Origin of the sequence: Caenibius sp. WL (assembly GCF_019803445.1) — a bacterium.
Classification (GTDB): domain Bacteria; phylum Pseudomonadota; class Alphaproteobacteria; order Sphingomonadales; family Sphingomonadaceae; genus Caenibius.
This window is the reverse complement of record NZ_CP081844.1, coordinates 3,108,874-3,134,082: the sequence shown is the minus strand read 5'-3', so window position 1 is coordinate 3,134,082 and position 25,209 is coordinate 3,108,874. Positions and strand designations below refer to the sequence as shown.

Below are 25,209 nucleotides of genomic sequence, written 5' to 3'. Positions count from 1 at the left end.
TGGACACAATGGCAAATTGGAACGATCCCCAGCCCAGGCAGCCGGGCTTCGGCGCGTCTCCGAGCCTGAATGGGGAAGCTGTCGGCAGCGCGACGTACGATCTCGGCCTGCGCCGCTACATGCTTTCGATCTACAATTACATGTCTTCCGGCGTTCTGCTGTCGGGCATTGTCGCGCTGCTGTTCGCGCAGAGCGGCTTTGCCGCGCAACTGATGACCGGCGGCAATCCGCTGGCATGGGTCATCATGCTGGCGCCCCTCGGCTTCGTCTTCGCAATGAGCTTCGGGGCGAACCGCTTCAGCACGTTTACGCTGCAGGCGATGTTCTGGGCTTTCGCGGCGGTGATGGGCCTTTCGCTCTCGACCATTTTCCTGGTCTTCACCAAGGCCTCGATCGCGATGACTTTCTTCGCGACGGCGGCGGCTTTCGCGGGGCTTAGCCTGGTCGGCTACACCACCAAGAAGGACCTGTCGGGCATGGGCACGTTCCTGATCATGGGCGTGATCGGCCTGCTGGTGGCGATGGTCATCAACATCTTCGTCGGTTCGACGTTGCTGCAGCTCGGCATCAGCGCCATCGGCGTGCTGATTTTCGCTGGCCTGACCGCGTATGACACGCAGCGCCTGAAAATGATGTATCATCAGGTCGCCGGGACCGATTTTATCGGCAAAGCCATCGTGCTCGGCGCGCTGAGCCTCTATCTCGACTTCATCAACATGTTCCAGTTCCTGCTTTCTTTCCTTGGGCAGCGCGACTGATCGCAAGTTTGAGTCGAAATAACGTGCCCGGGATGCGAATTTCGCGTCCCGGGCATTTTCATTATGGTTATCAGCCGGTAGACTGCTTCATTCTGGCGAAAGGCATCATGCGGTAGGGATTTGTGCGTGGTGTCGGCAAATGGAGGGGCTTCCGCCGTTATGATTAGTTTTACGTTTACCAAGTCTCGTAACCTTGCCGTTGCGGTTGGCATGACCGCTCTGGCGGCTTGCGCGACACCTCCGCCGCCGCCTCCGCCGCCCCCGCCGCCTGTGGCAACTCCTGCGCGGCCGGTTCCGCCGGGGGGCGCTTCGGCCAACATGTTCATTCCGCCGGTTGGGATCGATGGCCTGCGCCAGACGGTCAATTCCCACGTCAGCGAGGCACAGCGCATCTGGAATTTCCGTTCGGCCTACAATGTGGCTGCGCTGAATTGCCTGCAACCGCAGCACGCCAATATTCTGGAAGGCTACAAGGCGTTCCTGACCGGGCACAAGCGCGATCTGACGCGGATCAACAACACCGTGGAAAACGAATGGCGCCAGTCGCAGGGCAAGGACTTCGCCCGCGCGCGTGATACGTATTCGACGCAGGTCTATAACTACTGGGCGCTGCCGCCGGTGCTGCCGCAGTTCTGCGACGCGATGACGCAGATCGTCCAGCAGGAAACCATGATGCCGTCGGGCTCGCTCGATGCGTTCGCCAACAGCGGAATGGCCAAGCTCGAAGGGGTGTTCAACGAATTCTATAGCGCGTTCGAACGGTATCGCGTGGATGTCGCGGCCTGGGACGCGCAATATGGCGCTGCCTTTGGTTACACGCAGTTGCAATACACCAACGCCACGTACACCGCGCCGGTCATTCCCGCGGCCCCGGCACCGCAATAAGACTTCGGGTATGGAAGGGCGAATTTATCGCGGAAGCCGATAATTTGCTCTTCCAAGCCCTTGCGAGCTTCGCTAAGAGGCCCGCTCACGCAAGCCTAGGGTTACCAGGCTTGGCGTCAGTACACTGGAACGGGGCCGTAGCTCAGCTGGGAGAGCGCGTCGTTCGCAATGACGAGGTCAGGGGTTCGATCCCCCTCGGCTCCACCAGTGGCGTTTTCTTTGTCCAGCCTCTTGCGACGTGTTATCCAGCCGCGCGGCGGGTGGTTGGCGCAGTCCGTGTTGCGCTGCCGTTTCGTCGCCGCGATGCAATGCCATTATCCGGGACATCCGATGCATTTTCTCGACCAGGCCAAAATATACCTCCGTTCCGGCTCGGGCGGGCCGGGCGCGGTCAGTTTCCGGCGCGAGAAATACATCGAATATGGCGGTCCCGATGGCGGAAATGGCGGCAAGGGCGGCGATATCGTGTTCGAAGCGGTGCCGGCGCTGAACACGCTGATCGATTTTCGCTATACCCAGCATTTCAAGGCCCAGCGTGGCGGCCATGGCATGGGCAAGGACCGCACAGGCGCCAGCGCGCCCGATCTGGTGATCAAGGTCCCGGTCGGCACTCAGGTCATTTCCGATGAGGACGGCGAAACCGTGCTGGCTGATCTGGTCGAAGTGGGGCAGCGGGTCATCCTGCTCGAAGGCGGCATGGGCGGGCGTGGCAACGCCAGCTACAAGACCAGCACCAACCGCGCGCCGCGCCAGCATCAGCCCGGCATTCCGGGACAGGAGATGTGGGTGTGGCTGCGGCTCAAGCTGCTGGCCGATGTCGGGCTGGTCGGGCTGCCCAACGCGGGCAAATCCACGTTCATCAATCAGGTTTCCAACGCTCAGGCCAAAGTGGGCGATTATGCTTTCACCACGCTTGTTCCCAAGCTTGGCGTGGTGCGGCACAAGGGGCGCGAGTTCGTGCTGGCCGATATCCCGGGCCTGATCGAAGGCGCGGCCGATGGCGCGGGGATCGGTGACCGTTTCCTCGGCCATATCGAACGGTGCCGGGTGTTGATCCATCTGATCGACATCGCCGGGGAAGATCCGGCCGAAGCGATGCGGATCGTGGAAGACGAACTGGCCGCCTATGGCGGGGGGCTGGATGACAAGCCGCGCCTGATCGTGCTCAACAAGATCGATCTGGCCGATGCCGAACTGGCTGCGGCGTTCGCGGAAGAATTGAAGGACGCCGGGGCTGATGCCGTCTTCGCGATTTCGGGGGCCACGGGCGCCGGGATCGAGCCGCTGCTGGATACCGTGCTGTCTTATCTCCCCGCCGCGACATCGACCGAACGCCCCGATGGCGAGATCGAGGATGAGGAAACGGCCGCGCCCTGGTCGCCTTTATGACATCATTCTGCCGCCGCGTGCTTTGCAAATCGCGCTCTACTGACTAGGGCCCCCGCATCATGTCGATTTCGCGCCTTTCGGATCTGGCCGATGCCTCCCTTTGCCGCCGCCTTGTGATCAAGGTCGGCTCGGCACTGCTCGTCGAAAAAGGCGAACCGCGCCGGGCGTGGCTGGAAGGGCTGGTGGATGAAATCGCCGCCGCGCGCGGGCGCGGGCAGGAAGTGGTCGTGGTCAGTTCGGGGGCGATCGCGCTCGGGGCGGCGAAACTGCGCCTGCCGAAAGGGGGCCGGGCCGATCTTGCCGATGCGCAGGCCGCGGCTGCGGTGGGGCAGATCCTGCTGGCTGAACTCTGGTCCGAACTCCTGGCGGCCAAGGGGATCGTGGCGGCGCAATTGCTGTTGACGCTGGAAGATCTGGAGGATCGCCGCCGCTATCTCAACGCCAGCGCGACACTGGGCCGCCTGATCAAGGCCGGCGCGGTGCCGGTGGTCAACGAGAACGACAGCGTGGCCACGCAGGAGATCCGCTTCGGCGACAACGATCGGCTGGCGTCCCGCGTGGCGCAGGCGGCGCAGGCGCAGGCGGTGCTGCTGCTGTCCGATATCGATGGGCTCTACGATCGCGATCCGCGTGCGGAAGGGGCGCGCATGCTGCCCGAAGTGCGCGGGGTGACAGCGGAAATCCACGCCATGGCCACGGGCGGATCGGGTTCCGGCCTCGGTTCGGGCGGGATGACGGCGAAATTGTTGGCTGCCGAAATCGCGGAGCGGGCGGGGATCGTGCTGGCGATCCTCAACGGCACTTATGAACGGCCCATCGCCCGGGCATTGGGGCAGGGGATCGGGACGCTGTTCCTGCCCCGGCGCAGGGATGCCGCGCGCAAGGCATGGCTGGGCGGGCGTTTGCGGATGAAAGGTGCGCTGACGATCGATGCGGGTGCGGTGGCCGCTCTGGGCGCGGGCAAGAGCCTGTTGGCGGCGGGGATCACGGCGGTCGAAGGTGCTTTCCACCGGGGCGATCCGGTGGCCATTCGCGACAGTGCGGGCACCGTGCTGGCGCAGGGGCTGGTCGAATATGATGCGGTGGAATGTGTCAGGCTGCTGGGGCACAGTTCCACCGAACATGCGGATATTCTCGGCTATGCCCCACGGTCCGCCGTGGTGCATCGCAATCAGTTGGTGTTGTTGTGACGATAGCTTTGACCGGCGCGACCGGTTTTGTGGGCCAGGCGGTGCTGGATGCGGCGGCCGCGCAGAAGATGGCAGTTCAGGCTCTGGCCCGGCGTGTCCAGCCGGACCGCAGGGGCGTGCACTGGATTCGCGGCGATCTTGGCGATCGCCGGTCGCTGATGCGGCTGGTCGATGGCGTGGAGGCGGTGATCCACGTGGCCGGGGCGGTCAACGCGCCCGATGAAGCCGAATTCGAAGCCGCCAATGTCGAAGGCACGCTGGCGGTGGTCGAAGCGGCGCTGGCGGCGGGTGTGCCGCGGTTCGTTCATGTCTCGTCGCTCGCGGCGCGGGAACCGCACTTGTCGGCCTATGGCGCGTCGAAGCGGCGCGGGGAAAAGATTGTTGCCGCCAGCGGGCTGGACTGGACGATCATCCGCCCGCCCGCGGTCTATGGCCCGCGCGATACGGAAATGTTCGAACTGTTTCGCGGCGCCAAATGGGGGGTGGTCCCGATGCCGCCACCGGGGCGCACGTCGGTGATCCATGTGGATGATCTGGCCCGGCTGCTGCTGGCATTGGTCGATGGCGGCGAAGATGTGACTCATCGCCTGTTCGAACCGGACGATGGGCAGCCGCAAGGTTGGGGTCACAAGGACCTGGCCGAAGCGATCGGCGCGGCAATGGGGCGCAAGCCCTGGGTGCCGCACATGTCGCGCGGTACGCTGGACTGGATTTCCCGCATCGAAGGCTGGGTCCGGCCCGGCAAAGTCAAACTGAGCACGGACCGGGTCAATTATATGGTCCATCCCGACTGGGTGGTGACATCCGGCCATGCGGTGCCTGAGCGCCGCTGGAAGCCGGAAATCCGCACCCGTGACGGGCTCAGGGCCACGGCTGACTGGTATCGCAAGCAGGGCTGGCTCTGACGCCTATCCGGCGGCCTCGGGCGGCATTCCGGCGCAAATCCCCCACGGTCTGACTCGGTACGCTCGGCTTGTGGGCATAATTCTTGTAGAATTGCGCCGACAGGGTGGGGGTATTCGCCAATGAGGCTATTGCGCGCTGGGATTGCCGGGGGTGTGCTTGCATCCACTGCTTTCTCGTTCACGCCTGCCCATGCGGACAAGCCTGCGGTGGAGACGAGCTGCTCTGCCCCAGCGGCGGCCGAGCCATCCGGTAGGCCGGGCTCTCCGCTCGGGCCGCTGTTCGCCTCGCTCGACCCGCAAACCACCGAGGATGCCCCCGCCGCCGACTGCATCGTGCGCCCGCCCGCACCCGACCTGTTCGGTAAAGTGGCCTTGCCGGTGCGTACGAAGCCGCTTGCCGCCGATTGGGAGCAGTTGGCCGGGCCATCGCTCGATGGGGCGGAAGGCGCATGGCAGGCGTTCCTGGTGCAGGCGGGCCAGGCGCCGCGCGGCGCGGTTCTGGGCCTGGTCAACCGCTGGGTGAACGGCAGCGTGCGCTATGTGGAGGATCGCGGAGGGGACCGGTGGGCGCCGGCGGCGGAAACGCTGCGCAACCGCGTGGGCGATTGCGAGGATTTCGCCATCGCGAAAATGGCCCTGCTCGAACGCCTGGGCATTCCGGCGGACGATATGTTCCTGGTGGTGGTACGCGAAGCTTATAACAGGGGGGAGCATGCTGTTCTGGCCGTTCGCCGGGACAAGGCCATGTACATCCTCGACAACCGTACCGATCGGGTGCTGGCCGATACGGTTGTGACCGATTACATGCCGATGCTTGGCTACAGCGGTCCGTTTGCGTGGATCTATGGCCAGCAAGTGGCGCAAGGCGCCGTGCCGGGGGCACAACAGGCAAGCCCGCAGGCCACCTATGCCGAACCCGCGGCATTCTTTCGGAAATAGGCGGCGTCGCCCGCCGACCGGCGGGATAGACCAGCGATCAGCGTTCGGTGTTGGCCTTGTCGGCGGCGAGCGGCGTGGCCTTGTCCGCATCCGGGGCGGTTTGGCCGATCTGCGGCGCGGTGCGCTTGGCCGCATCGGCATCGTCCTTTTCGGACATGCCATCCTTGAAGCTGCGCAGGCCCTTGCCGAATTCGCCCATGGTTTCCGAAATCCGGCCGCGGCCGAACAAGATCAGCACCACGATCGCAACGATGATCCAGTGCGTAAGCGACATCGAACCCATTTGAACACTCCTTTGGTGTGCCCATCATAGCAGTGCCCGTTGATCGGGGAAAGCTATGCGCGATGCAGCGGCGATTCCCGCCGGATCGCGGATCAGAAGACCGGTTCGTATCCCGGGGGCAATTCTTCGTCGATGCCGGGGATGGGCGAGCTGGTCGGCACGTGAATGCCGCATTCGGTCTTGTCCCACCCTTTCCAGCGGCCCGAACGCGGATCTTCGCCCGGTGCGACCTTGCTGGTGCAGGGGGAGCAGCCGATGGACGGATAACCCTGGGCGACCAGCGGATGCGCGGGCAGATCATGCGCCACCATATAGGCATCGAGATCGGCCTTGGTCATGCTGATCAGCGGATTGACCTTGAGCCGCCCGGCCGAATCGGAGGTATCGAGTTCGAAGACCGGCAGATCGGCGCGCGTGGCCGACTGGAACGCCTTGCGCCCCGTGAGTGAGGCATCGAAATCGGTCAGCGCCTTGGCCAGCGGCAGAACCTTGCGAATTTCGCAGCAGCCATCCGGATCGTAGGACCAGCGCAGCCCGCTTTCGTCCTTGTTGGCCAGAGCCACCGGGTCCGGATAGAGATTGATCAGATTGGTCAGCCCGAGGCGTGCCACCAGAAGATCGCGATAGGCGAGCGTTTCCTCGAAATGCTTGCCCGTTTCGAGGAACAGCACCGCCACCGCAGGATCGATACGCGACGCCATGTGCAGCAGTACGGAGCTTTCGGCGCCGAAGCTGGAGACTAGCGCGACGCGGCCCGCCACCCCATCGACCAGCACCGCGCGCAACACGTCCTCCGGCGAAGCGCCAGCGAAACGCGCGTTGAGCGCGGCCGCGTCTTCAGCGGTGAAGCGTGCTCCGGTATCGATGCGGTCGATGCGGCGTGCGGTTTCAGCCATTGGTGATCCCGTGGCGCTTGGCCCAGATCGGCTGCCGGTCGTCGGCAGCGGCTTGATAGACTTCGGGCCAGCGGTTGAAGGTTGCCTCGACATCGGCCGGATCGAGCCCCTTTTCAGGCGCAAAGGCATCGAAACCGCAGCGGCGCAGATGCGAAAGCTGATCGATCAGCACATCGCCCACCGCGCGCAGTTCGCCCTTGTAGCCTGCTTCGCGCAGGATACGGGCAGCCGAATAGCCGCGCCCGTCCATGAAGGAGGGGAAATCGACTTCGATCAGGCGAAGCTGTTCGAGGAACGGGATCAGATCGCGGGCATCGTCGCCCGGTTCGACGCGGACGGCCGAAGCGTTGGTCTGCTCGGAAAAGGCGTCCACGGTGACGGCGGGATCGCCCACCGGTTCGTCATCGCGAAAGCGCAGCACATCAACCATAGAGCGCCTCCTTGAAGGGTGCCATGCCGATCCGGCGATAGGTGTCGAGGAAGCGTTCCCCGTCCTGCCGGTTGGCGAGATAGACGTCGGTCGCCTTTTCGACGGCGCCGACAATGCCGTTTTCATCGAAGCCCGGGCCGGTGATCGTGCCGAGCGAGGTATCGTCACCCTCGCAGCCGCCGAGCAGGAGCTGGTAGTTCTCCACGCCCTTGCGGTCGACCCCGAGGATGCCGATGTGGCCCGCATGGTGGTGGCCGCAGGCGTTGATGCAGCCGCTGATTTTCAGCTTCAGTTCGCCCAGCGTGTCGCTCTTGCCGGTTTCGGCGAAGCGCGTGGAAATCTTCTGCGCCACCGGGATCGAACGCGCGTTGGCGAGGCTGCAATAATCGAGGCCGGGGCAGGCGATGATATCCTCGATGGTATCGATATTCGCCGTGCCGAGGTCCGCCGCTTCCAGCTTCTGCCACAGGGTGTAGAGATCGGCCTTCTTCACGTGGGGCAGCACGATGTTCTGCGCATGCGTCACGCGCAGTTCGTCGAAGCTGTATGCCTTGGCGAGATCGGCCATCAGGTGGATCTGTGCGGCCGAGGCATCGCCCGGAATGCCGCCAACCGGCTTCAGGCTGATGTTGGCGATGATATAGCCCGGCTGCTTGTGCGCCGCGCAGTTGCGTTCCACCCACAGGGCGAAATCGGGATCGGAAAGATCGAGATCGTCGCTCAGCCCGGTTTCGAAAGCCGGATCGGTGAAATGCGCGGCAATCCGCTCCAATTCCGCGAGCGGCGGTTCGATGTTCTGCGTCAGCAGGTGGGCGAATTCCTCCTCCACCTGGCGGGCGTATTCGTCCTTGCCCAGTTCATGGACGAGGATCTTGATCCGTGCCTTGTACTTGTTGTCGCGGCGGCCATAGCGGTTGTAAACCCGCAGGCAGGCCTCGGAATAAGTGATGAGCTGGTCCAGCGGCACAAAGTCGCGGATCAGCGGCGCGACCATCGGCGTGCGGCCCATGCCGCCACCGACATAGAACGCGGCGCCCAGTTCGCCGGCATCGCTCTTCACCAGACGGATGCCGATATCGTGCAGCTTCATGGCTGCGCGGTCGGTATCGCTGGCGATCACCGCGATCTTGAACTTGCGCGGCAAAGCGAGGAATTCCGGATGAAAGCTCGACCATTGGCGCAGCAGTTCCGCATAGGGGCGCGGATCGATGATTTCATCGGCCGTGGCGCCTGCGAACTGATCGGAACTGATGTTGCGGATGCAGTTGCCGCTGGTCTGGATGGCGTGCATTTCGACTTTGGCCAGATCGGCCAGGATGTCGGGCGCGTCTTCCAGCTTGATCCAGTTGTACTGGATGTTCTGGCGGGTGGTGAAGTGGCCATAACCGCGGTCGTACTTGTCTGCGATATCGGCCAGCACATGCATCTGTGCGGAATTGAGCGTGCCATAGGGCACGGCCACGCGCAGCATGTAGGCATGGAGCTGGAGGTAGAGGCCGTTCTGCAAACGCAGCGGCTTGAACTGATCCTCGCTCAGCTTGCCTTCGATGCGGCGGCGCGTCTGGTCGCGGAATTCCGCGACGCGGGCATCGACCATAGCCTGGTCGTATTGGTCGTAACGATACATCAGATCACCCAGTTGCCGACTTCGGGATCAGCCGGCTTGAGAGTTAGGTCGGGGCGCACGGTCGGGCCGAGCGCGCGGATGCGGTCCTTGATATGGGCGGGGCGAACGCCGCCCGTTTCTTCGCGCACGGCGTCGATCGCATAAGGTGCGTTGACACGGCGGGCGCCTTCCTCGCGGGCGGCGATGGCATCGGCTTCGTCGCCGACATCGGCCGCATCCTCCACATGGAGCGACCAGTCTTGGCCGGTCCACCAGGTGACGGCCCCGGTCTTGAGGTCGTTTCCGGTCAGGATCTTCATGACATTGCCTCCAGAGCGACGCGGGCGAGCGCGGCATTTTCGCGCGCGGTCACATCGCCGATGATAATGAGGGCCGGGCTTTTGACCTTCGCGCGAATCACAAGATCGGGCAGCCCCGCCAGAGCGGTACGCAGCACGCGCATATCCGAACGCGCCGCGTTTTCAACCACGGCGACGGGCACATCGGGGGCGAGCCCGTCCGCCATCAGCTTTTCCGCGATCTGCGGCGCGGTCTTCACGCCCATGTAGATCACCAGCGTGCGGCCCTTGCCGGCGAGGCCCGCCCAATCCTGCTCGGTCAGGCCCTTGCATTGCCCGGCCACGAAAGTGACGATGCTGGCGTCTTCACGGTGCGTCAGCGGAATCCCGGCCGATGCGGCGGCGCCCATTGCCGCGCTGATGCCGGGAACGATCTTCACCGGCACCCCGGCGGCATGGCAGGCTTCGGCTTCTTCGCCGCCCCGGCCGAAAACGAACGGGTCGCCGCCTTTCAGCCGCACGACATCGTTGCCCGCCAGCGCTTCGCGCACCAGCAGTGCGTTGATATCTTCCTGCGGCATGGTGTGATGCGCGCGGCGCTTGGCGACGGAGATCATCCGTGCGCCCGGACCGGCCAGTTCGAGAACGGCGGGTTCGATCAGCCCGTCATGGACGATCAGTTTGGCGTGCATGATCAGCCGCGCGGCGCGCAGAGTCAGCAGGTCGGGATCGCCGGGACCGGCGCCGACCAGATGCACTGTTCCAATGGCAGGGCTATGTGTCATGACGGCCAGATGACCTTTCCCGCGCAAGAGTTCCAGCGAGAATGGTTTTGCCGGTGATTAGCTGATCTTTACCCCGGTCGCGGGCCCGTTTTAGCTGTCCGGTTTTTCGCCCTGCCGCCGGGCGATGGCGGCGATCAGTTCGTCCATCTGGGCGGAATCCTTGATGTGGATGTCGCGCTGGGGATAAGGGATGCTGATGCCGTGTTCGCCGAACAGGCGCCAGACGCCTTTCAACACGTCCGAACAGACCGCGCCGATCCCCTCTTCGGGGTCGACGATCCAGAAGCGGATTTCGAAATTGATCCGGTGTTCGCCAAATCCCATCAACAGGACTTTGGGTTCGGGGATTTCCAGCACCCGCGCGGCGCTTTGCGTGGCCTGCATCATCAGCTTCTCGGCCAGGTCGAGATCGGTGCCGAACGCCACCGGGACGGGCACTTTCACCCGGACATTGCGTGTGCTGTAGGACCAGTTTTCCACCTGATTAACCATCAGGTTCTCGTTCGGAATCAGGTATTCCTTCATGTCGCGCGTGGTCACCGAAATCGCGCGGATGCCGATTTTGCGGATCTGGCCGAAGCTTTCCCGCCCGCTCATGTCGCTGACCGCGATCACGTCGCCCGGCTTGATCGAACGGTCCATCAGCAGGATGATCCCGGCGATGAGATTGCCCAGCGTCTTTTGCAGGCCGAAACCGATGGCGAGGCCGAAAGCGCCCGAGAACACCGCCAGCGCCGTCAGATCGATGCCGAGGAAATCGATGCCGACGAGAATGGCGATGGTCCACACCGCAATGCTGGCCAGCTTGTCGGTCAGCAATTTCTGCGCTTCGTCCAGCCCGGAAATGCGTTTGAGCAGATAGTGCGACAGCTTGCTGGTGAAATAGGCCAGCAGAGCCATGCTGATGATGACGAAGATCACCACGATCCCGTCCCACAGCGAAACGTCGGATTTGCCGATATCGATGCTGTAGCTGTCGAGCGTGCGGATCACCTTGCCGATCGTGATGTTTTCCGACGAAACGGCTGCCGTGAAGCCTTCCGCGCCCGAAACCTGGTTCCCCGCCGTCTGGCTCATTGCCCGGCCATCCGGGCAAAGGCCCGATCGAGATCGGCGATCAGATCGGCCGGTTCCTCCAGCCCGATCGACAGCCGCACACCCAGGCGATCCGCGGGCGCAACGCCCGGTGGCGGCCAGGCGGTCGCGCTGCGCGCGCCGGCAGGATCGACCGGCACGACGAGGCTTTCGAAGCCGCCCCAGCTATAGCCGATACCGAACAGGCTCAGCGCATCGATAAAGCGCGCCCGCGCCGCCTCGTCGCCATCGCGGAACAGGAAGCTGAACAGGCCGCAGCCGCCGGTGAACGTGCGGGCCCAGGTTTCATGCCCCTGTGCGCCGGGCAGCATGGGGCACAGCACCTGCGCCACTTCCGGGCGGCCGGCAAGCCACCGGGCGATCTGCAAAGCGCTGGCGGTGGAGCGTTCGAGCCGGACCTGCAATGTACGCAGGCCCCGCAGCGCAAGTGCCGCATCGTCGGGCGAAACCACGTGGCCAAGCTGAAGATAGGTTCGCCGCAGCTTGGGATAGAGTGCGGCCCCGGCTGCCACGCTGCCCATCATCACGTCCGAATGCCCGCCGACATGCTTGGTCAGCGACATGATCGCGATATCGCATCCGCGCTCCAACGCCGGGAAGCCCAGCGGGCTGGCCCAGGTGTTGTCGATCAGGCTGATCACGCCGCGTTCCCGGGCTATGGCGGCGAATGCCGGAATATCCGGCACTTCCATCGTCAGGCTGCCGGGCGCTTCCAGCAGCACGGCACGGGTGTTGGGGCGGATCAGGCGGGCGAAGCTTTCGCAATCCAACGGATCGAAAAACTCGGTTTCGATGCCGAAACCGGTGAGCAGCCCCCGGCCGAGCGTGCGGCTGGGTTCATAGACATTGTCGGCCATCAGCAGGTGATCGCCGGGCTTGACCAGCGCCAGCAGGGCCCCGGCGATGGCGGCGACACCGCTGGGATAGAGCAGCGTGCCCGCGGCCCCCGGTTCCAGTTCGGTCAGCGCTTCGGCCAGTGCCCATTGCGTCGGCGCGCCGCGCCTGCCGTAATAGAACCGGGTTTCATCGGAAGCCTGTGCCCCGCTCTTCAGCGCCGCGACATCGGGATAGAGGTGCGTGCTGGCCCGCCAGACCGGCGGATTGACCACGCTGGAGGGATGCCCCGCTGTCCCGGTCCATTCGGGCCGCCGCCCCGCAGTCGCAAGGCGGGTTCCGGTTCCCGAGTCCGTTGTTCGATCGTCGTTTTTCACTTGCGCAGGCTTAGAGCGATTTCGCAGCAGGTGGAACACCTGCTGGCCATGAAATCACGGCAACCAGAAACAATCGAGAGAGATGCGGCTCCACCGAAGCCGCAAGAAGCCCAGGAGTTCAGGCAGCTTGCGGTGTGGGCAGGTCGAGCGCGCGCAGCCCGATATCAGGATAGACGCGTGGGCCGGTGTCGAGCCGGAATGGGCGCAGACCGGCGCCCGGCCCGGCAGGCTTCTGGCCCACCACGCAGGTTTGCACCACCGCCGCTTCCAACCCCTCGGCTTCGATCCGCATCCGGGCAAGAGGGATGAACATCACCGCCTGTTCGCGGCGCACCGGGCGGATGGCGCTGATCGGCAGGCGCAACTGCCCGCTGAAAGACGCGCTCTGGCCCGGCAGCAGGCCGGCGGCCCTGTGCAGCGGCGCGCCCGTCCTTCCCGGCCCGGCGAGTTGTTCCTCGATCGAGAGCGAGGCATGGGCGGACACCAGATCGCCGAAAACGGCGACATTGTGCACCGGCCGGTCCGAAGCGTTGGTCACCGTGATCTGATAGGACAGCGTTGCGTTGACCAGCGAAACGCTGAGATTCAGGGTTTCAAGCGCCGTACGCAGCGGCCCGTCCGCTATGTCCGGTTCCGCCAGCGTGTCGGCGGTGGCGGAAATCTCGCCCGCTTCCGGCAGTGGGCTCTCCACCTCGCCGGTGCCGCCGCTTTCGACCGGTGCCGCGGCCGGTGCAGGGCGCAGGCGCGGCCGTTCGATCGCCATGATCTCTTCGAACTGGGCTTTGCTGCGGCGCTGGCGCCAGAACAGCACGCCCGCGATGCCCATCATCGCTACGAGCAGAGCGGCCACCAGATAGCGCCACCATGCCGTGCCTGAATCGGCGGTGCTTGTCTCGGGCGAGGCGGGCAGAGGGGGCGGGGCGGTTGTCTGCGTCGGGGCGGGCGTGCTTGCGGTGGGCGCAGGCGCGGCGGAGCTGACGGGCGGCGTGACAGGCGCTGCCTCCACCGGAGCCGGGGCGGGTGCCTCGGCGGGCGGCGTGGGCGTGGGCGATGCGGGGCCGGGGCGTGCCGCTTGCGTGCCCGGTTCCGGGCGGCTGGCGGGCTTGGCCGGGCCTGACGGGGACGTTGCGGGGGCAGGCTTGGCGGTGCGCGCCGGGGGCGGGGTGGGCGCGGGCTCGCGCTTCGCCGTGTCGGCAGGCTTGGGAATATCGACTTTGGGTGTGGGCCGCGGCTGCGGCCGCGGTTGCGGCTGTGGCGCCTGACGTTGGATGATCGGGTTGTCGGGCGTGGTCGGGCCTTGGATGTCCGGTGCGGCGGGGGGCAGGCGAAACCCTTCCAGGCTATCGCCCGTGGTTTGGGCGTGCGCGGGCAATGCGGCTGCGAGAGCCGCTGTCGCCAGTACAATGCGTGTCGCCTTAGAAACCATGACCTGCCACCTTTGTGCGCTCAAGCGCAGGGCGCGCTGAATAGCGGATGAATGCGGTGCGTCAATTCGTCACCTTGTGCATTGCTTCCGATCAGGGCATTTGCGGCCCATGAACACCGACGAACCGCGCGACATGCCCCTTCATCTGGGGCAACAGAGTAGCCTGCCTTCCTCGCCGGAGGAAGCGGTGCTTGATTATGTGCCCAATCCGCGGCCCGGTGCGCTCTATACCATCCGCTTTTCCGCGCCGGAATTCACTTCGCTCTGCCCGGTGACGGGCCAGCCCGATTTCGCCCATCTGGTGATCGATTATGCGCCGGGCGCGACTATCGTGGAATCGAAATCGCTCAAGCTGTTCCTGGGAAGTTTCCGTAATCACAACGGATTCCACGAAGATGTGACAGTCGGCATCGGGCAGCGATTGTTCGAGGAAATGCAGCCGCGCTGGCTGCGGATCGGCGGTTACTGGTATCCGCGCGGGGGGATTCCGATCGACGTGTTCTGGCAATCGGGCGCCGCGCCGGAAGGGCTGTGGGTGCCCGATCAGGGCGTGGCCAATTACCGTGGACGCGGCTGACCGAACCATTTTCGCACCTGTTTGCCGCAGGCATCTGATTAGATGTATGGATTCTTTGCTGCTTTAATGCGAAGCATCCGGCATGAGCGAAGGCGATCCGCGTAAGTTTGAGGTGGAAGACGGGGGCTTTCTCGTCCTCGTCGTGCTGGTAACCATCGGTTTTGCCCTGTTGATCGCCCCCTATTTCGGGGCGATTCTCTGGGCGCTGGTCGCGGCCATCCTGTTCGAACCGCTCAACCGGCGGATGGAATTCCTGCTGGGCGGGCGCAAGAATCTCGCCGCCGCGCTGACGCTGCTGCTGATTATCGCACTGGTGATCGTGCCGGCGATTCTGCTGGGCGTGGCGCTGGTGCAGGAAATGCTGTCGATCTACGCGATGTTCGAATCCGGGCAGATCGATCTGGCCCAGATTGGTGAGCGTTTCGTCGCCTCTCTTCCCGGCTGGGCGCGGCAGGCGATCGCTTCCGCCGATGTCAGCGATCTCGATTCGCTCAGAGACATGTTCGGTGGGGGTATCGCCAGCGGCGTGCAGGCGCTGGCCACGCGGGCGCTCAACCTCGGGCAGGGGGCGCTCAAGTTCATCGCCTCGCTGGGTGTGATGCTCTACCTCACGTTTTTCCTGCTGCGCGATGGCGATGCGCTGGGGCGCAAAATCCTCCCCGCGATCCCGCTGCGCAGCGGCGAACGGGATACTCTGCTGCGCCATTTCGTCGTCGTCGTACGGGCGACGATGAAAGGCACGGTGGTGGTCGCGGTGGTGCAGGGTGCGCTGGGCGGCACGATCTTCTGGGCGCTGGGTATCGAAGGGGCGCTGCTCTGGGGCGTCATGATGGGGTTCTTCTCGCTGGTTCCGGCGGTCGGTACGGGGGCCGTCTGGGTGCCGGTGGCGATCTACCTGCTGGTGACCGGATCGATTGCCGAAGGATTGATACTGGTCGGCTGCGGGATATTCGTGATCGGCATGATCGACAATCTCCTGCGCCCGATCCTTGTCGGCAAGGACACCCGGATGCCCGATTTCGTGGTGCTGATCGCCACTTTGGCGGGGCTCAGCATTTTCGGCCTCAACGGCTTCATTGTCGGCCCGATGATCGCCGCGCTGTTCATGGCGGTGTGGAGCATGGTTGCCGAACATCGGCGGCATTCCAACTATCTTTGAGATGGTTAGCCGCCGTGTGTCCGGCCAATCAGGCTCAGTCTTCGCGCCACGGATAGAACGGCGGCATGGCGGATGCCTTGCCTGAAAATGCGGATGCGCGCTTTTCCAGAAAGGCCTGCACTCCTTCTTTCCCATCGCCGATGCTGGAATAGAACATCGCCAGCGATTCCACGTCATGCGCGGCGCGCGGATGGGGCTGGGCGGGGTTGTGCAGCATCATCTGGCGGATCAAGCCGATGCTGACGGGCGAACGGTCCGCCACCAGCGAACGGGCGAAAGCGCAGGCCGCACCGACCAGATCTTCCGGTGCGTGGACCGAACGGACCAGCCCCTTGTCCAACGCTTCGGCCGCGTCGAAGATATCGGCCTTGTAAAGCCATTCGAGCGCCTGCTGCATGCCGACGATGCGCGGCAGAAACCAGGTGGAGCAGGCTTCCGGGGTGATCCCCAACCGCCCGAAGACGAAGCCGATCCGTGCCCGGTCGGAGGCAAGGCGGAAGTCCATCGGCAGAGTCATCGTCGCGCCGATGCCCACCGCCGCGCCGTTGATCGCGCCGACGATCGGCTTGAGGCAGTCGTACATCGCCAGCGCCACACGCCCGCCGGTATCGCGCACGCCGCATTCGATCGCTTCGCGCACCGGCCTTTCCCGCAAGTCGGCCAGCGTGGGGGCCTGGCTTTCGTCGAGCCCGAAGACATTGCCGCCGGTCGACAGGTCCATGCCCGCGCAAAACGCCTTGCCTTCCCCGGTGACGACAATCGCCCGCACGGCATCGTCGCCATTGGCCCGGCGATAGGCGTCTTCCAGTTCATCGGCCATTTCCACCGTGAAGGCGTTGAGATTGTCCGGGCGGTTGAGCGTCAGCCGGAGCAGGCCGTCATCGGTTTCGTAGCGGATCGTGTTATACTGGCTCATCGCGTTTCCTGTTTCCCGGTTGTGGCGTATTTGGTAACTGCCATGCAGTGTGAACTTGGATATGCGTAGCCGATTGCGCGATATTCATGTGCAAATCGGTTGTTCCGGATGGATTCCGGCGAATGGGAGAATATGATGTCCACCAGTCTTGAAGACCTTGCCGCCCGTCTGACCGCGCTTGAGGATATCGACGCGATCCGCCAGCTCAAGGCCCGCTATCTGCGATGCTGCGATCTCAAGAAAGTGGATGAACTGCGCGACACGTTCCTCCCCGGCCCGATCCGTATCGAATATCAGAATTTCCCTGTTTTCACGGATCGCGATGCATTTCTCAAGGTCTATCAGGAAATGGCCTGCCAGGAAGGCGTGTACGACATCCACCATGCCAGCAACGGCGAAATCGCGCTGACCGGCCCGGATACGGCCACCGGCAAGTGGTCGCTCAATTTCCGGACGATCCTGCTCGCCACGCGTTCGGTCACCCGGCTGGCGGTGGAGTACGAGGATGTCTATCGCAAGCAGGATGGGCGCTGGTACATCGCCGAAACGCGCAGCACCGTGACATCGATGTTCACCGAAGTGGTGGGCGAGGATGGCAGCCCGAAATACGTGGCTTTCGGCGAAGTCCCGGCCGGCGTTCCCGAACCGGCCTGATTGCTGCACGCACACCCTTGCGGAACGGCGCGAAACCGCCCCGCAAGGGAGTAGGGCTCAGGCGGGTTCCAGCGCGGCGCTGGGCTGCGGCGCGGCCTGATTGCCACGGACCACGCGGCCCGGCCGGGCGCCGGTCGGCTGGTCGTCGCGGCGAATGACCGTGCCGGAACAGATCGTCGCGACATAACCGGTCGCCGCCTGATCGAGCCTGCGCCCACCGGTGGGCAGGTCGCGGCGGATCACCGGCAGGTGCAGTTTCATGCCTGCCGGATCGATCACGTTGACATCCGCCTTGTAACCCGGCGCCAGCAGCCCGCGATCTTCAAGGCCCACCGTCGCGGCCGGGCGCGAGGTCAAGGCACGGACCGCGTGTGGCAGCGTGAGGCGCGGGCCGTCCCGATCGCGGACCCAGTAGGTCAGCAGGAAAGTGGGATAGCTGGCATCGCAGATCGCGGCATAATGCGCGCCGCCATCGCCGAGGCCCATCACCGTATCGGGATGCGTCATCAGTTCGTACAGCGCGTCGAACTTGCCTTGATAGTAATTGCCCAGCGCGTTGTAGAGCATGCCGCGCCCATCGCCGCCATTCATGAGCAGATCGTAGGCCACTTCTTCCGGCGTGCGGCCTTGCGCGCGGGCCTGCGCGCCCATGCTGGTTTCCACCGGGGGTTCGTAATTGGGTTCGCCCGCAAACGGGAAGATCCAGTCCCAGTTGCGCGTCATCATCGCCAGCGAATGGTTTTCCTGCGGTTGCTCGGCAATCAGCGTGGCGCGGAATTCCGGATCGCGCAGATGGGGCAGTTGTTCGTCCAGCGGCAACCCTGCAATCGCGATATAGCTGGGGCAGAGGCAGAACGGATGCGTCGACAGGTCGAAGCCGCCAATCATCCCCACCGGGCGCGGCAGAATCTGCGGCGCGATGGACAGGCCGCGCGCATTGGCTTCCTCAACAATGCGCAGGGCATCGCGGAACACCGGCTCCCCATGGTTCGAGGTGCCGAGAGTGAATGTCGCCGGGCGGCCGCAGCTTTCGGTGATCGCGATCAGGTGGGCCAGTTCATCGTTCCAGCTCTGGAACGGGGAATCGAGCACCATCTGCAACACGCCTTTGCCGGTGTCCCGCATCGCCGCTGCGATGGCCTTGAGTTCGGCATCGTCCGCTGCGAAGCTGGGAATGTTCTCCCCCGCCTTGGTGCGATGGATCAGGAGGCGCGAGGTGGCGAAGCCGATGGCGCCCGCATCCAGCGCTTCGCGTGTCAGATCGTACATCCGGTCCATATCGTCCGGTGTTGCCGGTTCGCGGTTGGCGCCGCGTTCGCCCATGGCATAGACGCGCAAGGGGCTGTGCGGCAGCAGCGCGGCCACATCGATATCGCGCGGGCGGGCGGCCAGCGCATCGAGATATTCGGGGAAGGTTTCCCACGCCCAGTCCAGCCCTTCGGCCATGACGACGCCGGGAATGTCTTCCACGCCTTCCATCACGCGGATCAGCCGTTCATGATCTTCCGCGCGGCAGGGGGCGAAGCCGACGCCGCAATTGCCGGTGACGACTGTCGTCACGCCATGAGAGGAGGAGGGGGACAATTCGTCGGACCATGCCGCCTGCCCGTCGTAATGGGTATGGATGTCGACGAAGCCGGGGGTGACCGTCAGCCCCGCCGCATCGATCACTTCACCCGCTTCGCCCTGATAAGCGTCGCCCATCCAGGTGATAGTGTCTCCCGTGATGGCGAGATCGCCGGTGAAGGGTTCGTTGCCGCTGCCATCGACTATCGTGCCGCCGCGGATCAGAATATCGCACCGTGCCATTATTCGGCTGCCTCCCGCAGAAGTTGTTCCTTGCCGTCCGTTGCCCAGAACATGCCTTCGTTATGCGTGTCGAGGAAGACTGCTTCCCGCACGCCCAGCGCTGCGCGCGCTTCTTCCAGCGGCAGATGGAAAGCCGGTTCGAGCTTCTTCATGAACAGCGCATCGCTGGCTTGGCCGACTTTCATCCCCTGTTCGATGCATTTGACCGCGGTCATCCAGACCTGAGGATAGTGGAGGATGGTGCGCACGGTGTAGCGCAGCGATCCGAAAATGTAGATCGTGCACAGTTCGGCCGCTAGTTCCGGGTCCTTGATGTGCTTGAAGATGTTGGTCAGGCGATACCAGTAGGGCACGAGTTCGCCCATGAAATTGAAGCCGCCGCCGGTCAGGATGTGTTCGAAATCGTGCGTCTGCCCGGCACGCAAATTGTAGAATTCCAGTTGCGTCTTGGGCTCCTGCCACGGGGTGATCTGGATCTCGTAATCGCCTTCGGTGATCCAGGTATAGAAAATGCCGCCGAGCGAGCCGGGATCGTACTGCCGGAAATCCTCGATGGTGTAGGTGGAATGGAATCCTTCGGCAAACCACGCGTCGAATTCCGGGTTCACTTTGCGTTCGTCCGTGATCATCTGTTCGATCCGGTCGTAATCGCGCAGTTCGTCGAGAATGCCCATGAACTCGTACATTTCCGCTGGCGGGGGCATGTCCGGCCCGTTGCGGCGCAGGAGGATCATCGCCAGCCATTCGCGCAGGCGCGGATTGTTGAGATATTTGGAGGATGACACCAGCACGCTGCTGGGTGTCTCCACCGGCATCACGCCGCGAAACAGGTAAGGTACGTCATCGGCCATCGAATACTCTCCCGAAACTTGCGCCATCGCGGTGCTGCCCGGTTTGGCCCGAAAGCCTGTGTGCGGGGCGCCGGTTGAACGATGCGGTCAGCCGTGTGGCAAGGATATGCGATAACGCCGCCGTTTCCCACTTGCGATATCGGGGTTCGGCCTGGCTATCGCGCCCATTTGGCGCCTGACTTTATCGGTTCTGTAATCGAACGGTATCCCACCGTTCGATTTTTGTCAAGACATTCGCGCCATGCTTGGCTATGGATAGCCTGTTGATGGAGCGGTGTGGGCAGGCTGCAACCGGGTGCGGGTCTGCTATAGCCCGTGTGATGGAGGCGACCATCGCTTTGGAAGATCCTGAATCCCGCGCTGCGCAGGCCCCATCGCAATCGGGGCCGCAATCGGCCCGCGTGCGCCATTTGCTTGCCGTGGCCCGGGCCGAATTCGTCGCGGGCGGTTTCGACGCGGTGAGCATCGATGCGATCGCGCGTGCCTCGGGCGTCAGCAAGGAAACGATCTATCGCTATTTCCCGGACAAGGAGGCGCTGTTCCGTGCCGCTGCCGAGGAACTGGGCACCGAATTCACCGCGCGGGTGAACGCACAGCCGGTGGATGCCCGCGCGGCGGACGATGGGCTGGCGTTCTTTTCCCGCGCCATTCTCGATGCAGCGGTCGATGGCGGTTTCCTCAGCGCGGCATGGATCACGATCAGCATCGCGCGGCTGATGCCCGATTTCGCGGAAAGCATGCACGATGTGCAGTCGAACAGGCTGGAGCCGATCCGTGCCTTGTTGCAGGCAATCGCCGAGGCGCATGGCGAGAGCGCTCATGTGCCGCTTGATTTTGCGGTTCTGTTCGGATCGCTGTCGTCCGAAAGCCCGGCTTTGCTGATGGGCTTTCCCAGCCCGCCCCCGGCGCAGCGCGATGTTGCCGCGCGGCGGGTGGCCAAGTTGTTCGGACATGGCATCCTTGCCATGGACGATATGGGGGCTCAGCGGTTCCCCGTGCCCGCCGCCCCGCCTGCCGGGGATGCGCCACCTGCGCATATCGCGAAGCTGCTCGACGTGGCAGCCACCCATTTTCTCGAAAACGGCTATCAGGGGGCCAGTCTCGACTTGATCGGGGCGGAGGCTGCCGTCGGGCGCGGCACGCTCTATCGCCATTTCGGCAACAAGGCGGGGCTGTTCGGCGCGGCCATGCGGGCAATGGCACGTCGGTTGACCGATGCCGTGCCGCCGCCGCTGCCAGCGGGGGAAGTGGCGGAGGAAGCCCTGGCCCGCTTCCTTCAGGCCAGCCTGCAGGTGCTCGGCGGTGCCGATTCGATCCTGTTGCATCGCACTGTCATCGCCGAAATGCGGCGCGATCCCGAACTGGCGCGCGATGTCTATGCGATCCTGCGCAATCCATGGCTCGCACCGTTGACGGCATGGCTCGACAGTCTCGAAACAGCGGGCAAAGTGCGGGTGCACGACCGGCCATGGTACGCGCGCCAGGCGCTGGTGCTGGCTTTCAAGGGCACGCGGGTGGTCGCGGCAGGCAAAGCGCTTGGCCCCTCCGAAATGGCTGGCGCAGCCCGGCGCGCGGCCGCGATCTTCCTACGCGGATTTACAGCTGCGCTGTAGAGCCGGTGAGAGAATGTTTGCGTAGAAAATGAGATAGTATTGTACGCAATATCATGACTTTTGTTGATATGGTATCGCGTATTCGTTGATTGATGGCGCAGATTTTCGCGATCTCTGGATCGGTTTGATGTAAGTCAATTTCACGTTGCCGCCCGCAGGTCATGATGCCTTCCATGGTTTCGCAAGGAAGGTTGCGTCATGGAAATTGCGGCACTGGCTTATAGCGTCATCAGCGCCACCGATCTCGCCGCGTGGGAACGCTTCGGTGAGGATGTGGCCGGCTTTTCCGCACACCCCGTGCCGGGCGGTCTCGCGCTCCGTATGGACGAACGGGCGGGGCGACTGTTTATCCGGCACGATAGGCAGGACCGGTACTTCGCCAGCGGCTGGGAAATCCGGACCGAGGCGCAATTTGCCGCCGGGCTGGCCGAACTGAAGCGGAAAGGTGTGGCTTGCCACCCGGCGACGGCTGAGGAGCGCGCTCTGCGCCATGCGGTCGATATGGTGTGGTTCCTCGATCCATCGGGCAACCGGCACGAACTGGTGCTGGGCTATACTTCGCATTTCGATCGCTTCGTGTCGCCTGCGGGCGTGCCCGGTTTCGTGACCGGGGACATGGGCTACGGCCATGTCGTGTTGCCCGCGCCGAACTTCGCGGAAACGCGGGCCTTCATGATCGATGTGCTGGGTTTCGGCATGGCCGATTTCATGATCCATCGCCCGCAAGGCGTGGAAGGGCCGGAGCAGCGCATCGAATTCATGCATTGCGGCAACGCCCGGCATCATTCGCTTGCCCTGTTCGAAGGGGAAGTGCCTGCGGGATGCGTGCATCTGATGGTCGAAGTGCCGACGATGGATGAAGTCGGCCATGCGATGGACCGCGCCCGCGCCGCCGGCACCCGGATGATGGCGACACTGGGCAAGCACACCAACGATCACATGACCAGTTTCTATATGGCGACGCCGGGCGGCTTTGCGTTGGAATACGGGTTCGGCGGGCGGATGATCGATTGGGATCGCCACACCGTGTTCGAAAGCACGTCGGTCAGCCTGTGGGGCCACGATTTCAGCATCGGCTTCGGCGCCGATGAACACCAGCAACATCCCATGGCCAGCGCGGCCTGAACGAAAAAAGGAGACGGCTCATGAGCCTTGCCCCGAAGATTGATACGCCCAGTCCGGCCGATCTGGTCGCCCGCGCCGCCGCGCTGGTGCCCACCTTGCGCGCCCGCGCCGATCAGTGCGAAGCGGAAAACAAGGTGCCGGATGCGACCATCGCCGATTTCCAGACGGCCGATTTCTTCAAGATACTCCAGCCCAGGCGCTACGGCGGCTACGAAATGGACCCGGAGGTTTTCTACGAAGTCCAGATGAAGCTTGCCGAAGGCTGCATGTCCTCGGCCTGGGTGCTCGGTGTGGTGGCCGTCCATAACTGGCAACTGGCGCTGTTCGACCCGCAGGCGCAGGAAGATGTCTGGGGCGAAGACCCGACGACGCTGATCTCCTCCTCCTATATGCCGCGCGCGGAGGTGACTCCGGTCGAAGGCGGATACCGGATCAGCGGGCGCTGGGGCTTTTCCAGCGGCATCGATCATTGCGAATGGGCGTTTCTGGGCGGGCTGGTGCCCGATCCGGAAACCGGCCAACCCGATTTCCTGACTTTCCTCGTCCCACGGGCGGATTTCCAAGTCCTGCCGATCTGGAACACGATCGGTCTCGGCGGCACGGGCAGCCAGGACGTGACAGTATCCGATGCGTTCGTCCCCGCCTATCGCACACACCGTTCCAAGGATGGGTTCGCGCTGACGAGCCCGGGCGCCAAGGCCAATCCCGCGCGGCTCTACAAGCTGCCGTTCGGGCAGGTGTTCGTCCGCGCGGTGTCGTCTTCATCCATTGGGGCGTTGCAGGGCGCGCTCGACGTGTTTCTCGAAACGGGCGCGCGGCGCAGGAGCAACAACAGCTTCGCCAGCGCCGCCGGCGATCCCGACGTGCAGGTACTGATCGCCGAAACCCAGTCTGCGATCGATGAGATGAAGACCATCCTGTTCCGCAATTTCGGCGTGCTGAACGACCATGCGCGGGCAGGCGAATCCGCCGATCTCGAAACCCGGCTGCGCTTCCGCTTCCAGTCGGCGCAGATTTCCAGCCGCTGCTGCGCGCTGATCAGCCGCCTGTTCTTCCTGAGCGGCGCGGAAGCGATCTATCGCGGCAATCCGATCGCGCGGGCGTTCTGCGATATCCATGCCGGGCGCACGCATGTGGCCAACAACCCCAACACCGTGGGCCGCAATGTCGGCGGCGTGATGCTGGGCGGCCCCAACACCGACAGTTTCATCTGATCCGCCATTCAAGGAGAGGTATTATGGCAACGACTGCTGAATATGGCTTGGGCGAACTGGCATTTCCCCGTGGGTGGTTCATGATCGCGATTGCCGATGAAGTGACGCAGGAACCGCAACCGGTGCGCTTCTTCGGCAAGGAAATGGCGCTCTATCGCGGCAAGAGCGGGCGGGTGGTGCTGCTCGATGCCTATTGCCCGCACATGAAAGTCAACATCGCCCGCAACACCACCTCCTACGTGGTGAAGGACGGGACGCGGATCGAAGGGGATTCGATCCGGTGCCCGGCGCATGGCTGGCGCTTCACGCCCGAGGGGCAGTGCGACGATATCCCTTATTCCACTCGCGGCATTCCCAAGGCGGCCTGCATCAAATCGCACAAGGTGGTCGAACGGGCAGGCTGCATCTGGATGTGGCACGACATGGAAGGCGGCGCTCCCGATTTCGATCTGCCCACGTTCGCCGAATACGACCAGACCGAACAGGGCTGGGTCCGCTGGCAGGTGGATCATCTGGGGACACTGCCCATCCACCCGCAGGAAATCGTCGATAACATGACCGATTTCGGCCATTTCACGCCGGTGCACGGCAGCATGGGCCATGCCTATTTCGAGAACGAATTCGCCGGACACATCATGCGCCAGCGCTTCGGTTCGGGCCACCGCACGTTGGTGGATGGCGATGCGCTGCTGGAAACCGACACCTGGTACACCGGGCCGGGCATTCTGCTGTCGCGCATGGAAGGTAAGCATCCTTCGCTGATGATGATCTGCAACACGCCGGTCGAAGATGGCGAAGTGCGCGTATGGTTCGCGGTGATGGCGAAAACGGCTGAAAATCACGAGCCGACGCGTGAAGAAGCGGCCATCGCACGGGCCTATCACGAAGCGGGGCTGGCCGCTTTCGCGCAGGATTTCGAACTGTGGAAGTACAAGGAGCCGGCGATCAATATCCTGCAGATTCCCGATGATGGCCCGTTCCATAAGGAACGCATCTGGTACAAGCAGTTCTACAACCCGCGCGAACGGGCAGCGGAATTCCACAAACGGGTGAATGGTACGCACATCACCGCGAAAGCGGGCGATACGCCGCCGGTGCGGGCGGTGGCCTGACAAGGCGCGCAATGGCCGGCCCCTGGGCCTTGAGGCGGGAGTGCTGGCCCGCCTCGGCCCGTCTCGTCACGCGGGGCCGGAA

Annotated in this window: 25 protein-coding genes and 1 tRNA gene; 14 read left to right on the top strand and 12 right to left on the bottom strand. The window is 63.9% G+C overall.

The window, feature by feature from the left end:
- The first annotated feature begins 8 nt into the window (after nucleotides 1-8).
- From K5X80_RS15095 to K5X80_RS15065, 7 genes are all read left to right on the top strand, one after another.
- Nucleotides 9-758 (top strand): Bax inhibitor-1/YccA family protein, encoded by a 750-nt coding sequence (locus K5X80_RS15095; RefSeq protein ID WP_222558530.1) that lies wholly within the window; start codon nucleotides 9-11, stop codon nucleotides 756-758.
- Between the two features lie 318 nt (nucleotides 759-1,076).
- Entirely contained in the window at nucleotides 1,077-1,643 is a 567-nt protein-coding gene (locus K5X80_RS15090) for a hypothetical protein (RefSeq protein WP_222558529.1), read from the top strand.
- Nucleotides 1,644-1,774: 131 nt separating this feature from the next.
- Nucleotides 1,775-1,850, top strand: a tRNA-Ala gene (locus K5X80_RS15085).
- A 123-nt stretch (nucleotides 1,851-1,973) separates the two neighbouring features.
- Nucleotides 1,974-3,032, top strand: a complete 1,059-nt coding sequence (gene obgE, locus K5X80_RS15080; protein ID WP_222558528.1) for a GTPase ObgE — start codon at nucleotides 1,974-1,976, stop codon at nucleotides 3,030-3,032.
- Nucleotides 3,033-3,091: 59 nt separating this feature from the next.
- Complete coding sequence (gene proB / locus K5X80_RS15075; protein WP_222558527.1) at nucleotides 3,092-4,222, top strand: glutamate 5-kinase; 1,131 nt, start codon at nucleotides 3,092-3,094, stop codon at nucleotides 4,220-4,222.
- Nucleotides 4,219-5,127, top strand: coding sequence for an NAD-dependent epimerase/dehydratase family protein (locus K5X80_RS15070; protein WP_222558526.1), 909 nt, complete (start codon nucleotides 4,219-4,221; stop codon nucleotides 5,125-5,127). Before proB ends, K5X80_RS15070 begins: the two co-directional genes overlap by 4 nt.
- A 153-nt stretch (nucleotides 5,128-5,280) precedes the next feature.
- The gene (locus tag K5X80_RS15065) at nucleotides 5,281-6,066 is read left to right on the top strand and encodes a transglutaminase-like cysteine peptidase (RefSeq protein WP_222558525.1); all 786 of its coding nucleotides are present in this window, start codon (nucleotides 5,281-5,283) and stop codon (nucleotides 6,064-6,066) included.
- A gap of 37 nt (nucleotides 6,067-6,103) precedes the next feature.
- Here the strand turns inward: K5X80_RS15065 and K5X80_RS15060 are convergent, their stop codons facing one another.
- The 9 genes from K5X80_RS15060 to K5X80_RS15020 all read right to left on the bottom strand — a co-directional run bounded on the left by K5X80_RS15060 (nucleotide 6,104) and on the right by K5X80_RS15020 (nucleotide 14,097).
- Nucleotides 6,104-6,349, bottom strand: coding sequence for a twin-arginine translocase TatA/TatE family subunit (locus K5X80_RS15060; RefSeq protein ID WP_222558524.1), 246 nt, complete (start codon nucleotides 6,347-6,349; stop codon nucleotides 6,104-6,106).
- A gap of 92 nt (nucleotides 6,350-6,441) precedes the next feature.
- Nucleotides 6,442-7,245 carry a phosphoadenylyl-sulfate reductase gene (locus K5X80_RS15055; RefSeq protein ID WP_222558523.1) on the bottom strand — a complete coding sequence of 268 codons (804 nt, stop codon included), beginning with the start codon at nucleotides 7,243-7,245 and terminating at the stop codon, nucleotides 6,442-6,444.
- Nucleotides 7,238-7,675, bottom strand: a complete 438-nt coding sequence (locus tag K5X80_RS15050) for a DUF934 domain-containing protein (protein WP_222558522.1) — start codon at nucleotides 7,673-7,675, stop codon at nucleotides 7,238-7,240. Before K5X80_RS15050 ends, K5X80_RS15055 begins: the two co-directional genes overlap by 8 nt.
- Nucleotides 7,668-9,302 (bottom strand): nitrite/sulfite reductase, encoded by a 1,635-nt coding sequence (locus K5X80_RS15045; RefSeq protein WP_222558521.1) that lies wholly within the window; start codon nucleotides 9,300-9,302, stop codon nucleotides 7,668-7,670. The genes K5X80_RS15050 and K5X80_RS15045 overlap by 8 nt, the downstream gene beginning before the upstream one ends.
- Nucleotides 9,302-9,601 carry a DUF2849 domain-containing protein gene (locus tag K5X80_RS15040; protein WP_222558520.1) on the bottom strand — a complete coding sequence of 100 codons (300 nt, stop codon included), beginning with the start codon at nucleotides 9,599-9,601 and terminating at the stop codon, nucleotides 9,302-9,304. Before K5X80_RS15040 ends, K5X80_RS15045 begins: the two co-directional genes overlap by 1 nt.
- Entirely contained in the window at nucleotides 9,598-10,365 is a 768-nt protein-coding gene (gene cobA / locus K5X80_RS15035; RefSeq protein WP_222558519.1) for a uroporphyrinogen-III C-methyltransferase, read from the bottom strand. Before cobA ends, K5X80_RS15040 begins: the two co-directional genes overlap by 4 nt.
- 90 nt (nucleotides 10,366-10,455) lie before the next feature.
- The gene (locus K5X80_RS15030; RefSeq protein ID WP_222558518.1) at nucleotides 10,456-11,442 is read right to left on the bottom strand and encodes a mechanosensitive ion channel family protein; all 987 of its coding nucleotides are present in this window, start codon (nucleotides 11,440-11,442) and stop codon (nucleotides 10,456-10,458) included.
- Nucleotides 11,439-12,671, bottom strand: a complete 1,233-nt coding sequence (gene metC / locus K5X80_RS15025; protein ID WP_222558517.1) for a cystathionine beta-lyase — start codon at nucleotides 12,669-12,671, stop codon at nucleotides 11,439-11,441. Before metC ends, K5X80_RS15030 begins: the two co-directional genes overlap by 4 nt.
- A 118-nt stretch (nucleotides 12,672-12,789) precedes the next feature.
- Entirely contained in the window at nucleotides 12,790-14,097 is a 1,308-nt protein-coding gene (locus tag K5X80_RS15020) for a hypothetical protein (RefSeq protein ID WP_222558516.1), read from the bottom strand.
- A 109-nt stretch (nucleotides 14,098-14,206) separates the two neighbouring features.
- Here K5X80_RS15020 and queF point away from each other — a divergent pair, with 109 nt between their 5' ends.
- Nucleotides 14,207-14,674 carry a preQ(1) synthase gene (queF, locus tag K5X80_RS15015; protein WP_222558515.1) on the top strand — a complete coding sequence of 156 codons (468 nt, stop codon included), beginning with the start codon at nucleotides 14,207-14,209 and terminating at the stop codon, nucleotides 14,672-14,674.
- 82 nt (nucleotides 14,675-14,756) lie between these two features.
- Nucleotides 14,757-15,833: an AI-2E family transporter gene (locus K5X80_RS15010; protein WP_222558514.1), complete on the top strand. Its 1,077-nt coding sequence runs from the start codon at nucleotides 14,757-14,759 to the stop codon at nucleotides 15,831-15,833.
- Between the two features lie 34 nt (nucleotides 15,834-15,867).
- Here K5X80_RS15010 and K5X80_RS15005 read toward each other — a convergent pair whose 3' ends face one another.
- On the bottom strand, nucleotides 15,868-16,749 hold the full coding sequence (locus tag K5X80_RS15005) for a crotonase/enoyl-CoA hydratase family protein (protein ID WP_222558513.1): 882 nt from the start codon (nucleotides 16,747-16,749) through the stop codon (nucleotides 15,868-15,870).
- 135 nt (nucleotides 16,750-16,884) lie between these two features.
- Here K5X80_RS15005 and K5X80_RS15000 point away from each other — a divergent pair, with 135 nt between their 5' ends.
- Nucleotides 16,885-17,403: a nuclear transport factor 2 family protein gene (locus K5X80_RS15000; RefSeq protein WP_222558512.1), complete on the top strand. Its 519-nt coding sequence runs from the start codon at nucleotides 16,885-16,887 to the stop codon at nucleotides 17,401-17,403.
- Nucleotides 17,404-17,460: 57 nt separating this feature from the next.
- On the opposite strand, the gene K5X80_RS14995 is transcribed toward K5X80_RS15000, so the two are convergent.
- Nucleotides 17,461-19,212: an N-acyl-D-amino-acid deacylase family protein gene (locus K5X80_RS14995; protein ID WP_222558511.1), complete on the bottom strand. Its 1,752-nt coding sequence runs from the start codon at nucleotides 19,210-19,212 to the stop codon at nucleotides 17,461-17,463.
- On the bottom strand, nucleotides 19,212-20,063 hold the full coding sequence (locus K5X80_RS14990; protein WP_222558510.1) for a Coq4 family protein: 852 nt from the start codon (nucleotides 20,061-20,063) through the stop codon (nucleotides 19,212-19,214). The genes K5X80_RS14995 and K5X80_RS14990 overlap by 1 nt, the downstream gene beginning before the upstream one ends.
- A 320-nt stretch (nucleotides 20,064-20,383) precedes the next feature.
- Here K5X80_RS14990 and K5X80_RS14985 point away from each other — a divergent pair, with 320 nt between their 5' ends.
- The 4 genes from K5X80_RS14985 (at nucleotide 20,384) to K5X80_RS14970 (ending at nucleotide 25,127) form a co-directional block, all read left to right on the top strand.
- Entirely contained in the window at nucleotides 20,384-21,676 is a 1,293-nt protein-coding gene (locus tag K5X80_RS14985) for a TetR/AcrR family transcriptional regulator (protein WP_222558509.1), read from the top strand.
- Between the two features lie 198 nt (nucleotides 21,677-21,874).
- Nucleotides 21,875-22,801 carry a VOC family protein gene (locus K5X80_RS14980; RefSeq protein ID WP_222558508.1) on the top strand — a complete coding sequence of 309 codons (927 nt, stop codon included), beginning with the start codon at nucleotides 21,875-21,877 and terminating at the stop codon, nucleotides 22,799-22,801.
- Nucleotides 22,802-22,821: 20 nt separating this feature from the next.
- Nucleotides 22,822-24,015 (top strand): flavin-dependent monooxygenase, encoded by a 1,194-nt coding sequence (locus tag K5X80_RS14975; protein ID WP_222558507.1) that lies wholly within the window; start codon nucleotides 22,822-22,824, stop codon nucleotides 24,013-24,015.
- A 23-nt stretch (nucleotides 24,016-24,038) separates the two neighbouring features.
- Entirely contained in the window at nucleotides 24,039-25,127 is a 1,089-nt protein-coding gene (locus tag K5X80_RS14970) for a 3-ketosteroid-9-alpha-monooxygenase, oxygenase component (RefSeq protein WP_222558506.1), read from the top strand.
- The last annotated feature ends 82 nt before the right edge of the window (nucleotides 25,128-25,209 follow it).